Genomic DNA, 12,717 nt, shown 5'->3' with positions numbered 1-12,717 from the left:
TGGAAATTCGCCTTTATCTATTTCAGTACACTTCACAAAATCAAAAACAAATGTTTTTCAGTGGCCTCAGTAAGATGGGCAGCATTTTTATGTAGAAAGCACGGATTAACGAGAGGACTTGCCTGCAAGCTGTTGTTCCGCCATTTGAACGAGCTTACGTGTGATATATCCGCCAAGAGCTCCTGTATCACGAGTTGCCATATAGCCATAGTAACCATCTTGAGGAATCTGAATACCCAGCTCTTGTGCGACTTCGTATTTCATTTGATCCAGCGCTGCACTTGCTTGAGGGACGACCAGCGAATTACTGCTGCGGTTTTGTGATGCCATCGTAATCACCTCCTTTAGTACTCTTAGTATGGTTCAATTGGAACCATTTATGCGAAAGGGAAGGCTGCTAAAGCAAGGTAATTATTTCCAGAATCAACTGGAAACGGTTATAAACCGAAATCGTAATTAGGGTAGACATAAGGAGAATCCGGTTCCTCTATAAATTGAAGCTGCTGTGCTTGAAGAACGGATACTTTCTTTCCCTCAAAGTTTTCCTCCTTCAACGTTCCGCGCACTTTAATCCACGCATCATTCTTATAAACGGCAGCCCGCGGGTAGTCAATAAGCAGACCGTATGGTACGGAGTCCGCAGAACAGCAGTTCATTACGAAGCGGCTAACGGCAAATTGGTTCTTGTCCATGCCTTCCTGCCGGAAGACGAAACCGCTGATTTCAATCGTTTTGCCGATAAAAGCAGAACGGTATAAGTCCAGAGTCGTTAAGGTCTCCACAAAATTATTGTCCGGAACTGAGATCACATCCTGAATATAGAGCTTCTTGCCGTAGTCGGCATTAGCCTTTGTCGTTTCATCGTATGGGAATAAGGCATTCAGCTCTTCGCCTGTTTTCACTTGACCGGGTGCATAAACAGGCTGCTCCAGATGAGAATCGCTGCCAGACAGATGCATCCCTTTCTTAGAAGCAAGCGAGCTGCCTAATGTGCTGCTGGGAAGCAGGAATCCAAGTGCGATCGGCAGGATGAACAACCCATATATAAGTGTGTTTTTCGTTACAGAAGGAGAAGGGACATGGTCACAGTCGCAGTCTTCTATAGGCCCTGTACCCCTCCAGAGCTGAAAAGCTTTGAACAGCTGATAAATCGCGGTTGCATACAAGCCCATGGCTGAGAACTTGACGTAGATGGCCATGCGCGGAGCGATGTATAAAGTCAGACTGCCTGTGCGCACCAGATAAATAATATACACGGCAAAGCCTGTTAATATGGCAGCACGCAGAAGATGATGCTTCAAAAGTCGGCTGTCAGCGGTGGACATCATAGGGCGTAAGCCTCCTTTTCTAAGCATGGAAGACAAGCTTCTCCATAAGAATTGAACCGCAAAGTACAGCAGCGAACAAGAAGAGAATAATGGCAAGGACCACTTTCGTGCGGAAAGAGGCCAGGAGCATGAGCATGCTTTTCAGATCGACCATCGGTCCAAATACGAGAAAGGCCAAGAGTGCGCCGGGACCGAAAATCCCGTTGAATGAAGAAGCTACAAATGCATCCGAGGTTGAACAGAGGGAGAGTGCAAAAGCAAATCCCATCATAAAAATATTCGAAACAATCGGTTCGCTGCTGATGGTTGACAGCAAGCTGCGGTCGACCATGGTCTGGACGATTGCAGTAATAAACGAGCCCAATATCAGATATTTGCCGATATCGAAAAACTCATCTGATGCATGGGAGAGCGTAGCGCCAATACGGCCCCGGAATCCTGTTCCATGCCCGCCATGAACATGTCCGTAGCTATCCGTGTTCGCTGCGTCTTTACCACTTGCTGCCGCTAGGGATAACGCGTCGATTTTGAGCGGATTTTTCTTCATGAACCGATACAGAACCAGGCCAAGTGCAAGGCAGACAGCCAGTGCAAGTCCCATGCGGGAGTAAGCCATGAGCGGCTTGGATCTGAAAGCGGTAAAAGTAGACGTGAAGACAACCGGGTTAATAATCGGCCCTGCAAAAATAAACACGATACCGATATATGCAGGCATCCCCTTGCGGATCAAACGGCGCACGACAGGGATCATCCCGCATTCGCACAAAGGAAGCAGCAGTCCGAGCAAGCTTCCGAACAGCACCCCGATGACGGGGTTTTTCGGCGTAATTCGGGCAATTGTCGCGTCAGAGACGAATACCTGGAGAAGGGCGGAGACTAACACGCCTAGCAGAATAAAGGGGAAAGCTTCCAATATGATGCTAATAAATAATATTTTGAAGGATTGTATAGACGGGTTAGTCATGAGCAGGTTTGTAAATCCGCCCAAATTAAGAATTTGAGCAAGCATGATTAAACAGCCGGCAGCAAGCAGCGGCATGCCGAGACGATAAATGAAATTCATTTCGAGCGACTCCCCTCCTCTTAACCTCCGACACACTGAAATGACTACATGTACTTCCTCTATGATATGCGCTTTTGATAGGCAGCAGGACAACCATTTTTAACAATTTGGGGAAGCTTTCAAAAAAGCATTGCCATCCAAGGGGAAAAAAGGTACAATTTCATCTGAGGAACTGTGATAATGATTCTCATTATTAACATTAATTATGGAAATAAGAAATAGATGAAAGATGGGGAGAGAGAAGATGGGCTTGGGGAAAAAACAAAAAACAGGTTATGCGCTGGCTGCGGCCGCTTTGGCTTGTTCAGTAGCGGTAACAGGCTGCAGTGATAATTTGCATGTGAAGGTAAAGGATTATAATTTCGATACGGCAGGCAATATGTTTGCTTATGCGGAATTCGAATTATCCGGTGAACCGCTTGCCGAGTCGTTAGGCCTTGATCTGGATGTACTGGATGCTGCAAAGATTGATTCACCGACTGCTTTTGACTACATAGCGGGAATCGAGTCTTATGAATATTCCGAGGAAGCCATGTATGAAGTGGTTGAGAAATCAGGAATGGGGCTTCATCTTGTGAATGGGCCTGCTGTTGCCGAAGAGGCGAAGAAAGCCGGAACAGCACCGAATGAGCTGCTGGCATCGCGCTTCCTGAAGATGGCGGAGAGCGTAGGTCAGCCTGCAGACCAAATTCAACAGAACATGTATCCAACGTTCATTGAATATGTATCGGGAGATCCTCATTACGCTCAAAAGGTGAATACGGATAAATATGCCGATGGTGAGAATGGCGCTTATATTCCAAACTACCAAGTCGATTTCAGCTCCCTTCGCTGGAATCGCGATAAGATGACCAAGCAGCTCGTACCGGCGGCATATGGTGCGACAATGCTTAAGCAATCGCTATGGGCAGGCGACTTTCTAGGTAACCTTCACAACGCGGAGTCCGATGAGGAAGTCGATGCTTCCACAGCGAAGAGCGGTCCGGAGAAGGAGCAAGGCTTGCGTCTTGGCGTGAGCTCCGTGGATGGCATGCAGGGAATGGTGCTCACGGAAGAAGTATGGAATAAGCTCCTCTATGTCCGCGACAATTTATTTTATAATCCATCTTCCCAGTCAATTGGCGCCTTGGCGAGCGGCTCTTACCTGCCGCATGCAATCGACGTTGAAGAAAACGGCGACAAGGAATATGCGGACGTGAAGAGCTTGAAGGTCAACGATCGTAAGAGCATGCTGCAGGATCAATGGCTGATGTTATGGCCGGCTTCCGAGTTTTTTGGCATGATGGACCAGCGTACGGATAATCCGAACCGCAACCCGGCATTTGCCCGTGTTTTCGATGGCGATCCGTTCCCGGCGGCTCCGGCAGCGAATGTGGACAGCGATACCTCAAACGATGTGGCTTCAACGGATCCATTTACCGTTACACGCGATGTTCTTCTATCCGTATTCGATAACATCAAGTCACGCCATTGGAACGATAAGGTTGGCGCATTCATTACTGAATCCGACGGTGACAAGCAGGGCACAAAGGTGGATACCTTCCAAGCCGGCTATACCATTGAGGCGCTGCGTATGTTCGAACGTGCTGTTGACGGCATGCCTGTAGGGTACGCGAGCGGAGATTCTGCTGAGGGTCTCAAGACAGAGCTCGGCCAGCAGGCCAAAGACATGATTACGAAGCAGGCTGATTTTATTCTCAATCATTTAATTACCAAAGACGGCCTTGCGGTCAGCGGCTATGACGCGGATCAAGGTAAAGCGTCAGAAGATACGACTTTGATGGCACAAATTGGCGCTATCCGGGGCTTGACGTCAGCCTTCCTGTTGACGGAGGATGAGAAATATCGTGATGCAGCGCGTAAAGTATATGCTGCTATGGATGATAAACTATGGGATGACGGAATCAAAGCGTATACAACGAATGGCGACGAGGCTTCCTACGATGCGTTCACTGCTGGCGGTGTATCTTCCGTGCTGCGTTTAGCACTCCAGCATCTGAAGAATACAAGCGAAGACTCCGATGCTCCCAAGTCTCTTGAGCAAAGCGCCATTCAGGAGAGATATGTGAGCTTCTACCGCCAGGTCGTTAATGGACCGACCCTTGATGAAGGGATGCAGGCAAGTGAGTTCTGGGACACCGGTGATTTCTACAAGGAAGGCGACGATTCAGGTAATACCGATGGAGACACCGTGCCGCAAATTCAGAAAGGACATGGTGAGAATGGTATCGCTCCAATACTTCTTCCAGTTACAATTACAAAATAAACGATCGTTTGCTCTTAAGCTAGTGGCGGGTGCTGTTGCACTCGCCGCTCTGGCATTATTGAGCGCTTGTTCTATGAATGACGAACAAGGGCCATCCGGGCCTCAATCCGGAAGCAGTATTGTTCTTAGTCCGGGCGGGGAGACGTTATACGTCGCCAACGGAGATACGAACTCCGTATCCGTTGTCGATGCAGCAAGCCGCAAGGTAATCAAGGAAATAGCTGTGGGGAAAGAGCCCAAGCAGCTTACGGTCTCTCTTGACGGCAGGACCCTATACGTGACATGCCGTTATGCGGACAGCGTAGAGTGGGTTGACATCGAGAGCGGTAAATTGCTGGGAACGTTAAAAACGGGGATTGAGCCCATTGGCATTGTCCAAAGTCCTGACGGTACCCTTCTATATGTGTCTAATTACCGTTCGGGAACCGTCTCGGTTGTGGATACGGAGAAACGCAAGATTCTCTCGCAGCTCGCTGCCGGCGATAATCCAAGGGCCGTCGCTCTGTCAGCTGACGGTAAGAGCTTATATGTGTCCGATTACCTAAATGCGAATACTCTTGCATTCGATACGGTTTCCCTGAAGGAATCAGAGGTGATGAAGCTGTCCCCTTCGCCTGATCAGGCGGATCACAAGAAGAGCCAAGGCATCCCTAATACAGTTGAGCAGCTGCGCTTGACACCGGACGGAAAAAGTATTTGGGAAGCGCATCTGCTGACGAATACAGATTCCGTTATTCAATTTGAAGAGGTTATTTTTCCAGCCTTGTCCGTTCTTGATCTGGGTACACATCAGGAGAAGCCCAAAGACAGGAAAGAGCTGTTTGCGGCGATTGACGTCAAGGATAAATTTGGTAAAACGACCATTGTTGCCAATCCCACTGATGTCGTCTTCTCACCTGATGGGTCCAAAGCCTATTCATTGATGGGAGGCAGTGAAGATCTGCTGACGTTTGATCTTGCCCGGGGCGGTCGCGCAAGCCAGATGATTCATCATTTGCCGGGCGATTTTCCGGTTGGCATGGTGCTGTCTCCAAAAGGAGATAAGCTGTATATTCATAACTTGAATTCACATGATCTGACGATCGTTGCGATAGGGACAGGTGAGGAAAGCGGTCAAGCGGCGAGAGTGGAAGGTAAACCGGTTCCGTTAATCAGCAAGGATCGATTGTCACCGGAGCAGCGGCTTGGCAAAACGCTCTTCTATAGTGCCAACAGCGATGATTTTCCGCTTACCGGCAGCAATTGGATGAGCTGTGTATCCTGCCACTCCGACGGACAAGTCGATACATTGACGCTGACCACGGCTAAAGGGCCAAGGAACATACCGAGTAATGTTTTGGCTTTTGAGACAGGCTTGTTCATGTGGGACGGGAGCCGCGATGACTTTGATGATTACATCCACACCATTCAAGGTGAAATGGGCGGGATGTCGGATGTGGATCCAAGCAAGCCGATTGCAGCGGATAAGCAGAAAATATTTGACGCACTGGAAGCGTACATGCGCATGCCGGATGCTTTCCCGGTTCCAGAGAGTCCTTATCGGACTGAAGATGGTAAGCTGACGCCCGAAGCAGAGCAGGGGAAGATTCTATTTGAAGGTAAGGCGCAATGTATCGCCTGTCATGCCACGGATGTGATGACAGACAGTGTCAAAGCAGCGGATAGCCAAGGGAAGCTGACGACGGACAATACCGGTTTCCTGCACGACGTGGGGACAGTCAGCAAGACGGATACTGATTATGCAGGCGACGCCCGCGGAGCGTTCAAGAACAAGCGCATACGCGGCCGATATGACACTCCGACGCTTCGCGGCATCTACGCCACAGCACCATACCTGCACGACGGAAGCGCCGCAACACTCGAAGACGTACTCAAACGCGCCGGCGATAAACATGGCCAAACAAGCAGCTTATCCGCCAAAGAAATAAACAATTTAATCGCTTATCTCAAGCAAATTCAATAACAGCACTTTTCCCAAAATCATATTCATCATTTCCGGACTCTAACTTTGCGCAAGCAAGTTAGAGTTTTTTGATTTAAGCTGTCATGCAAGGGGCAGCAGCCGCTAAAAGTGAAAGGATCTACAGGTATTAAGGTTGATATTTTGAAAATGGGGTTAAGACTAAGGGGCATCCCCTTGACATATTCCCCTCCAGGAGTATAATCGTCATAACTGCAATGATGGGAATAAGTAAGTACAGATGCAAGCTGCAGAGAGTCGGTGGCTGGTGCAAACCGATGCGAGTGTCTGAGACCGAATGGATCCCGGAGTTGAGATGAGGAAAGCAGCTTCGAGCTGTAAGTATATGTCTCCGTGTCGTTCCGCGTTATGGAATATGTGAAGGTTCGTATTCAAGCTAAACAGTATTTCACTTTAGCCTGAGCGAACAAATTAGGGTGGCACCACGGTCCTTCGTCCCTTTTATGGCGAAGGGCCTTTTTGCGTTCACATTTCAGTCAAACCAGAGCAACGAACAATTATCAAAAGGGGGCTATTTCAATGCCACGCGTACTTTCAGGAATTCAGCCAAGCGGTCAGCTGACCCTCGGCAACTACATTGGTGCGATTCAGAATTTCGTAAAGCTTCAGGAGACGCATGAATGCTACTTCATGGTCGTTGATCTCCATGCGATCACCGTCCCGCAGGAGCCAGCGGCTCTTCGTGAACAAACGGAAGCAGTAGCAGCGCTGTTTATTGCCTCTGGCATCGATCCGGCCAAAGCTAGTGTTTTTCTGCAGTCCCACGTAGCACCGCATGCGGAGCTAGGCTGGTTGTTAACGACACTTACCTATATGGGTGAGCTTGAACGTATGACGCAATTCAAAGACAAATCCTCCGGCAAAGATTCGGTTGGCGCGGGTCTTTTCGTATATCCGGCTCTTATGGCGGCAGATATCCTGCTCTATAATGCAGATCTTGTGCCGGTCGGAGACGATCAGAAACAGCACTTGGAATTAACGCGCGACATTGCGCATCGTTTCAATACGCGCTTCGGTGAATATTTCACCGTGCCTGAGCCTTATATTCCTAAGGTAGGCGCACGTATCATGTCGCTGGATGATGGAACGAAGAAGATGAGTAAAAGCAATCCCAATCCGGCCAGCTATATCGCCCTGCTTGATCCGCCGGATGTCATTCGCAAGAAAATAAGCCGGGCGACTACGGACTCCGGCCGTGACGTTATCTTTAACCCGGCAGAGAAGCCGGAGGTCAGCAATCTAATGAGCATCTACGCGCATTGTGCGGATGTGTCTCTGGATGAAATCACCGCCCGCTATGAAGGTCAAGGTTACGGTGCCTTTAAGAAGGATCTGGCGGAGCATGTAGTCGCTAAGCTCGAACCGCTCCAAACCCGGTATCACGAAATTCGCAGCTCCGGCGCCATTCATGATATTTTGAAACAGGGTGCCGAGCGAGTTTCTGAGGTGGCGAACAAGACGCTGCTTGAGGTCAAAGAACGCATGGGTTTCATTCTCCCGCGCTAGTTATGTAGGATTGAATAGATGACAAACGGCTCACGCGCATTGCGTCATGAGCCGTTTTGCTGTCATACAAGAAGAGACTAGCCTTGTCTTCGCATTCTGGCTTTGACCACAAAACCAGCGCCGATGCTGCAAATCGTCAGCAGGAAACATAAAACGGCAACCCATCCGTTATAGCTTATCGCAATCGCTGTTGCACTCATTAGCAGGACAGAAAGGATCGCAAAAAAGAGGGACATGGACTTCGTCATGATACGGTTCTCCTTATCTCAAATAAATTTCATTATCTTAAGCATATTCTTTTTGTAAACGTATCATAATAAGCTTGCAAGCTTGCATTACATCATCGTCTTCGGGACGAAAGGAGAAATTCCACATGGCAGGACAATCTCAATCTCGCAGCAGCAACACACTAGTAGTACCACAAGCAAGCGCAGCGCTTAGCCAATTAAAATATGAGGCGGCTCAAGAGCTAGGTATCCAAATTCCGGCAGACGGATATTATGGCAACTTCGCCACTCGCGACGCTGGATCGCTTGGCGGTTACATCACGCGTAAACTCGTACAAATTGCCGAACAACAACTGTCAGGTCAATCCCAGTTCCGCTAAGTCGTCGTCCCTATAAACCCGAGCAGTAACAAAGCAAGAGCTCAAGGGAAACCTTGAGCTCTTGCTTTATGTGAATAAGCAGGTTGCGCAAAATACTCTGCCTCGATTTGATCGACAAAGGGCCCCTTCTATTGTGCAAGAAGGGGCCCTTATCCGTCAATACGTATTCATGCGCAGCCGTTTCTGCAGCCGATCTTCACTGAGCCAGCCGACATAAGAGCCGAGCGTCTTATAATCCGTGTCCATGAGCAGAACGCCTACAAAGGGATACTGTTTCCGATGCCGGTAACGAACATCTGACCAACGGACCTCATAGCCCCATGAATGCTCTTTGACCTCGGCGCAAGCCGTTGAGGTGAAATAGAGGAACGCGCGGATTGAAGGATCGTTTCGGGACTGATCAATAGCGGGATGCTCCATACAGCGTGTGCGGTCCACCCATCGAAGATGGCCGCGCCGGAAATCGCCGATAATAAAAACACCGTCTGGACGTTTCTTCACGATGTTCCAATCGTACAAGGAAATTGTCGGGATGATAATATAATGATCCCCTTCATGATAATCCGTATCGATCCGTTTGATTCGCTGCCCCAGCATACGGTGAGCTGCCGTCCGCCAGATATAATAGACAACCAGCAAAGCATACAGCGTCGGAAAAATAATGGTTGGGTCGCCAAGCTTAAGCGCCCAAAGCAGGATCGCGATAACATGAGAAATAAAGATAACCGGATCAAAAATATGAATGATGTTCCACGAGATCCATTTCTCCGTGAAAGGCCTCATGGCTTGCGTCCCGTAGGTATTGAACAAATCCACGAAGACATGAAGCACCACGGCAAGCAGTACCCAGCCCCCGATATGCTGCCAAGGTAAATTAAACCCAAAACCAAGCTGAATGAGGAAGGTGATGAGGATGCTCCATATCGCTATAGCGGGTATGGAATGGGATAATCCCCGGTGATTGCGAATGTATACGGCATTGCTTTTTAATCGAAGAAAACCGTCAAGGTCCGGCGCTTGCGAACCGACCACTGTACCGATGAGAACGGCGGCATAAAGTGTCTGGTCGGAAGCGATGGCCGGATCGACAGAAGCTAACCCTGCGAGCCCGAGTCCCATCACCAAATGTGTTCCGCTGTCCATGTATAAACCCTCCTAAGGTGTTTGCGGAGCAAACACAGCATCGTAAGCATCATCTTGGTGTTTGCGGAGCAAACACAGCATCGTAAGCATCGACTTGGTGTTTGCGGAGCAAACACAGCATCGTAAGCATCGACTTGGTGTTTGCGGAGCAAACACAGCAACGTAAGCATGATAGTTAGTATCATGGGTTTTTGTGTATACTTTTATATGTACGCAATAGTATTTTCTGAATCTTGGGCGTTTATAACGAAGGAGTAAATTTCATGTACATCTGTTTTGTAGAATACCACATTGAGGAGCAATTCGTCTTAACATATCGTGAATGGATTGCGGAAAAATTGTCGGAAGAGAGCGGAGTTAAGCTGTACGAGGGGACGGATCAGCCGCATTTATTCGTTGAAGTTTGGGAAGCTGCGGATGAGGCGGCGGCAGCGGCCATAAAAGAAGAACGCTGCAGTGAGCGTTCTTCTTGGTTTCATATGGCGGACTGGGTGCGGGGCGGTGCACCCAAAATCCATGCATGGACGTTTAAACCGGTTCACGTCCAAGTGTAGCAGCGCCCATTGTGGCAGTTGGCGCAGCTGTGGAATTGACTGGAGATGTATTCGTAATTGTCGTGCCTTGGAAGGTGAAAGAATAATTAATCGGGCCGTCAAACGTGACATAGTTCAGATTAAGCGTAAGCAGTAAGTAACGCATGCCGGTAGATGGATCGCTGATGATGATATGGTCGCGACCAGCAGCTTCAATAACGCCGCGGAAAATCTTTGCATTCCACTCACGATTGTTCTCGTAAGTCATGTAGAAAGTCGCTATTTTACCGCGATTCATACGTAAAATGTTCTCGACGTAGGACTCTTCTACAGCTGGAATAGCTACCACATTTCCCCCTTGCGGCGTTACAAAAGAACCGCTGGGAACGCTTGGCGGGAAAGCTTGAGCGCCCGCAACAAGAGGCATCTGGTTTGCCATTGGCATCTGGTTTGCCATTGGCATTTGGTTTGCCATTGGCATTTGGCCCGCCATCGGATTCATCATTGAAGAGGGCATCGAAGCTGGCAGTGGAGTCGGCATTGGAGCAGGAGCAGGCAATGTCGTAGCCCCTTGCGAAGGGTAGCCATAACTATACCCGGGGAATCCTCCTGTACTTGCTGGACTAACCGCAGTTTTGTACCCATAACCGTTGGACATGGTAATAATTCCTCGCTTTCATGATTTACCGCATGTTGGTGTATCCACCCTGAGATGGAGGACTTCTAAAATACGTTAGGGCAATCGCCCCGGACCGGCGCGTAGAAGCAGTGCGCCTTATATTTACCGATCAATCGTTGATCCCACCATGTTGCCGGGCAGCTGCCGGCTGGGCGGAAATACCACAGAGAATTGGATGCAGGATGCTGACGCTCACCATTTATGGCACGCTGTGCAAGCTTAATTTCGCTATCGCGCGCAGCCTGGTAAAAGTATCCTTTCTGCGTTGCCTCAAATCCTCCGGGGCTTTGATAAACCATCTGACGAATTGTACGAATGTTTTTGAAATCGATACAGTTTCCACGTATGCGGTTGACGCCCACATTGCCGACCATCAGCATACCAAGAGCGCCTTCACCTTCTGCCTCTGCACGCAGCAATCTGGCTAGCAGTTTAACATCTTCGGAAGTTGCTTTAACGACTGCCATCTTTGAACAATCACTTCCTTTCGCTTCCGCCTAGGCCAATAACCACAATGACAGTGTATTGTGATCTGGGCAAAAGGGTTCCTTCCGGGCAAAATTAATTGCAATGCCTTGGCTCACAGCAGCTTCGTTCATCGTTCCGCCTATTATGCCGTGTCAAATTCATGAACAAGAAGCGCGAACATTGTCAACAGCTTGTTTTTTCGGTATGATTAAGAACGATTTTAAAACAAAGAAGATGGGTGAAATTTACCCATACGGTTATAGGAACGGGGAGGCTGGATGTGCTTAAAGATTATGTGGCCCTGACAAAACCTGGCATCATACGACTTAATGCGATTGCGGCGTTCGGGGGGTTTTGGGTCGCTTCCAAATGGGATATCGATTGGCTGCTGCTGATTTACATGCTGGTGGGCTCCGCACTTACGATGGCCTCGGCTTGCGTCATTAACAACTATTGGGATCGTGAACTGGATAAGAAGATGGAACGTACGAAGAATCGTGCGCTGCCTACCAATCGCATGAATCCGGCTACGGTACTGATTTATGGCATCGTGCTTGGCGCAGTGGGAATTACAATCCTGTTCACACTGGTTAACACACGGACAGGTTGGCTTGGGCTTCTCGGTATGTTTGTGTATATCGTGATCTATACCATGTGGCTGAAGCGCACATCGACATGGAGTACATCCATTGGCGGTGTCTCTGGCGCAATGCCACCTGTTATCGGCTATTGTGCGATTAATCCGGTGGACGCCGGAGCGTGGATTCTGTTCGCTCTTTTGTTCCTTTGGCAGCCCGCGCATTTCTGGTCGCTTGCGATTCGCCGGGTCGAAGAATACCGTGCTGCGGGATATCCGCTGCTTCCGGTAGTTAAAGGGATTAGACGTACGAAGCTGCAGATGATTCCGTATATTCTGCTGCTGATTCCGACAGGAATTTTTATGTTTACTTATGATTACGTTGGCTACTTCTTCCTCGTTATTTCATTGTTTGGCGGCGTTCTATGGCTGGTCCATACGTTAATGGGCTTGAAGGCAAAGGATGACACGAAATGGGCAAAGACGAACTTTATGATCTCAATTAATTATTTGATGGTTGTTTTCTTCGTCATGGTTCTGGATACGAACGGAATAGGCTAGTCTTT

13 protein-coding genes and 1 other annotated feature are annotated in these 12,717 nt (G+C 48.8%); of the genes, 6 read left to right on the top strand and 7 right to left on the bottom strand.

Features of this window, described 5'->3' with window-relative positions; genetic code table 11:
* Positions 1 to 105: 105 nt before the first annotated feature.
* The 3 genes from ACFPYJ_RS25805 to ACFPYJ_RS25795 all read right to left on the bottom strand — a co-directional run bounded on the left by ACFPYJ_RS25805 (position 106) and on the right by ACFPYJ_RS25795 (position 2,391).
* Positions 106 to 330 carry a small, acid-soluble spore protein, alpha/beta type gene (locus ACFPYJ_RS25805; protein ID WP_379191104.1) on the bottom strand — a complete coding sequence of 75 codons (225 nt, stop codon included), beginning with the start codon at positions 328 to 330 and terminating at the stop codon, positions 106 to 108.
* Positions 331 to 437: 107 nt separating this feature from the next.
* Positions 438 to 1,328: a TIGR03943 family putative permease subunit gene (locus tag ACFPYJ_RS25800; RefSeq protein WP_379191103.1), complete on the bottom strand. Its 891-nt coding sequence runs from the start codon at positions 1,326 to 1,328 to the stop codon at positions 438 to 440.
* Positions 1,329 to 1,347: 19 nt separating this feature from the next.
* Entirely contained in the window at positions 1,348 to 2,391 is a 1,044-nt protein-coding gene (locus ACFPYJ_RS25795; protein ID WP_379191102.1) for a permease, read from the bottom strand.
* A 244-nt stretch (positions 2,392 to 2,635) separates the two neighbouring features.
* Between ACFPYJ_RS25795 and ACFPYJ_RS25790 the strand changes: the two genes are divergently transcribed.
* From ACFPYJ_RS25790 to trpS, 3 genes are all read left to right on the top strand, one after another.
* Positions 2,636 to 4,657 carry a hypothetical protein gene (locus ACFPYJ_RS25790; protein ID WP_379191101.1) on the top strand — a complete coding sequence of 674 codons (2,022 nt, stop codon included), beginning with the start codon at positions 2,636 to 2,638 and terminating at the stop codon, positions 4,655 to 4,657.
* Positions 4,605 to 6,620 (top strand): beta-propeller fold lactonase family protein, encoded by a 2,016-nt coding sequence (locus ACFPYJ_RS25785; protein ID WP_417629243.1) that lies wholly within the window; start codon positions 4,605 to 4,607, stop codon positions 6,618 to 6,620. The genes ACFPYJ_RS25790 and ACFPYJ_RS25785 overlap by 53 nt, the downstream gene beginning before the upstream one ends.
* A gap of 206 nt (positions 6,621 to 6,826) precedes the next feature.
* Positions 6,827 to 7,081, top strand: a binding site (T-box leader).
* A 76-nt stretch (positions 7,082 to 7,157) separates the two neighbouring features.
* Complete coding sequence (gene trpS, locus ACFPYJ_RS25780) at positions 7,158 to 8,144, top strand: tryptophan--tRNA ligase (RefSeq protein WP_379191100.1); 987 nt, start codon at positions 7,158 to 7,160, stop codon at positions 8,142 to 8,144.
* Between the two features lie 77 nt (positions 8,145 to 8,221).
* Here trpS and ACFPYJ_RS25775 read toward each other — a convergent pair whose 3' ends face one another.
* Entirely contained in the window at positions 8,222 to 8,392 is a 171-nt protein-coding gene (locus ACFPYJ_RS25775; protein ID WP_379191099.1) for a DUF5325 family protein, read from the bottom strand.
* Between the two features lie 125 nt (positions 8,393 to 8,517).
* Here ACFPYJ_RS25775 and ACFPYJ_RS25770 point away from each other — a divergent pair, with 125 nt between their 5' ends.
* Positions 8,518 to 8,751, top strand: a complete 234-nt coding sequence (locus ACFPYJ_RS25770; RefSeq protein WP_379191098.1) for a small, acid-soluble spore protein, alpha/beta type — start codon at positions 8,518 to 8,520, stop codon at positions 8,749 to 8,751.
* A 156-nt stretch (positions 8,752 to 8,907) separates the two neighbouring features.
* On the opposite strand, the gene ACFPYJ_RS25765 is transcribed toward ACFPYJ_RS25770, so the two are convergent.
* Complete coding sequence (locus ACFPYJ_RS25765) at positions 8,908 to 9,894, bottom strand: metal-dependent hydrolase (RefSeq protein ID WP_379191097.1); 987 nt, start codon at positions 9,892 to 9,894, stop codon at positions 8,908 to 8,910.
* A 263-nt stretch (positions 9,895 to 10,157) separates the two neighbouring features.
* On the opposite strand from ACFPYJ_RS25765, the gene ACFPYJ_RS25760 reads away from it, so the two are divergent.
* Positions 10,158 to 10,448, top strand: a complete 291-nt coding sequence (locus ACFPYJ_RS25760) for a hypothetical protein (RefSeq protein WP_379191096.1) — start codon at positions 10,158 to 10,160, stop codon at positions 10,446 to 10,448.
* Here the strand turns inward: ACFPYJ_RS25760 and gerQ are convergent.
* Together gerQ and ACFPYJ_RS25750 are read right to left on the bottom strand one after the other, a co-directional pair.
* A complete protein-coding gene (gene gerQ / locus ACFPYJ_RS25755; protein ID WP_379191095.1) occupies positions 10,423 to 11,085 on the bottom strand; it encodes a spore coat protein GerQ in 663 nt (220 codons plus the stop codon). The genes ACFPYJ_RS25760 and gerQ overlap by 26 nt on opposite strands.
* Before the next feature lie 65 nt (positions 11,086 to 11,150).
* Positions 11,151 to 11,573: a cell wall hydrolase gene (locus tag ACFPYJ_RS25750; protein ID WP_379191094.1), complete on the bottom strand. Its 423-nt coding sequence runs from the start codon at positions 11,571 to 11,573 to the stop codon at positions 11,151 to 11,153.
* 281 nt (positions 11,574 to 11,854) lie between these two features.
* On the opposite strand from ACFPYJ_RS25750, the gene cyoE reads away from it, so the two are divergent.
* Positions 11,855 to 12,712, top strand: a complete 858-nt coding sequence (gene cyoE, locus ACFPYJ_RS25745; RefSeq protein WP_379191093.1) for a heme o synthase — start codon at positions 11,855 to 11,857, stop codon at positions 12,710 to 12,712.
* Positions 12,713 to 12,717 lie beyond the last annotated feature (5 nt).

The organism is Paenibacillus solisilvae, assembly GCF_042656405.1.
In the GTDB taxonomy this organism is placed as follows: domain Bacteria; phylum Bacillota; class Bacilli; order Paenibacillales; family Paenibacillaceae; genus Paenibacillus_Z; species Paenibacillus_Z solisilvae.
Note: the sequence above shows the minus strand (reverse complement) of the source record. Positions and strands in the feature narration are given on the sequence as shown.

Coding starts and splice junctions, on each gene's coding strand:
- ACFPYJ_RS25775 (WP_379191099.1), bottom strand. CDS start 8,392: ATGACGAAGTCCATGTCCCTCTTTTTTGCGATCCTTTCTGTCCTGCTA.
- ACFPYJ_RS25760 (WP_379191096.1), top strand. CDS start 10,158: ATGTACATCTGTTTTGTAGAATACCACATTGAGGAGCAATTCGTCTTA.
- ACFPYJ_RS25790 (WP_379191101.1), top strand. CDS start 2,636: ATGGGCTTGGGGAAAAAACAAAAAACAGGTTATGCGCTGGCTGCGGCC.
- ACFPYJ_RS25770 (WP_379191098.1), top strand. CDS start 8,518: ATGGCAGGACAATCTCAATCTCGCAGCAGCAACACACTAGTAGTACCA.
- ACFPYJ_RS25785 (WP_417629243.1), top strand. CDS start 4,605: ATGGTGAGAATGGTATCGCTCCAATACTTCTTCCAGTTACAATTACAA.
- ACFPYJ_RS25800 (WP_379191103.1), bottom strand. CDS start 1,328: ATGATGTCCACCGCTGACAGCCGACTTTTGAAGCATCATCTTCTGCGT.
- gerQ (WP_379191095.1), bottom strand. CDS start 11,085: ATGTCCAACGGTTATGGGTACAAAACTGCGGTTAGTCCAGCAAGTACA.
- ACFPYJ_RS25765 (WP_379191097.1), bottom strand. CDS start 9,894: ATGGACAGCGGAACACATTTGGTGATGGGACTCGGGCTCGCAGGGTTA.
- ACFPYJ_RS25805 (WP_379191104.1), bottom strand. CDS start 330: ATGGCATCACAAAACCGCAGCAGTAATTCGCTGGTCGTCCCTCAAGCA.
- trpS (WP_379191100.1), top strand. CDS start 7,158: ATGCCACGCGTACTTTCAGGAATTCAGCCAAGCGGTCAGCTGACCCTC.
- ACFPYJ_RS25795 (WP_379191102.1), bottom strand. CDS start 2,391: ATGAATTTCATTTATCGTCTCGGCATGCCGCTGCTTGCTGCCGGCTGT.
- ACFPYJ_RS25750 (WP_379191094.1), bottom strand. CDS start 11,573: ATGGCAGTCGTTAAAGCAACTTCCGAAGATGTTAAACTGCTAGCCAGA.